Source organism: Bacillus sp. SIMBA_031 (assembly GCF_046535225.1).
Lineage (GTDB): Bacteria > Bacillota > Bacilli > Bacillales > Bacillaceae > Bacillus > Bacillus velezensis.
Map to the genome: position 1 here is coordinate 1 of NZ_JAWRXC010000062.1, position 369 is coordinate 369.

The following is a 369-nucleotide window of genomic DNA, read 5'->3' on the forward strand; positions in this document are numbered from 1 at the left end:
ATTTCAGGAAGGTCCGGAGCCACTGGATACCCTCCGGATCAAGGCCGTTGGCGGGTTCGTCGAGGACCAAAAGCTGCGGATCACCAATGATGGCCGAGGCAATTCCGAGCCGCTGGCGCATACCCAGAGAATAATTCTTGACCTTCTTATGTGCTTGGCGCGTCAGGCCCACCTGCTCCAACACGCGGTCAACATTTCCTCGGTCCACACCGGCAGCAAGCTGGCAGACGCGCAGGTGCCGGCGGCCCGTAAGCGCTGGCTCAATATCCATTCCGTCGAGGTTGACGCCTACCCTGGTGGCCGGCCGGCGGAGTGCCCCGTATGGGCTTCCAAAAACGGTTGCGCTCCCTCTAGTAGCCTCAAGCAGCC

The 369-nt window shown here is 61.2% G+C and carries 1 protein-coding gene; it reads right to left on the minus strand.

Annotation, left to right across the window (positions count from 1 at the left end):
* Positions 1-367, minus strand: a 367-nt coding sequence (locus tag SB724_RS19515) for an ATP-binding cassette domain-containing protein (RefSeq protein WP_410572431.1), incomplete at its 3' end; no start/stop codon positions are given.
* Positions 368-369: the final 2 nt, after the last annotated feature.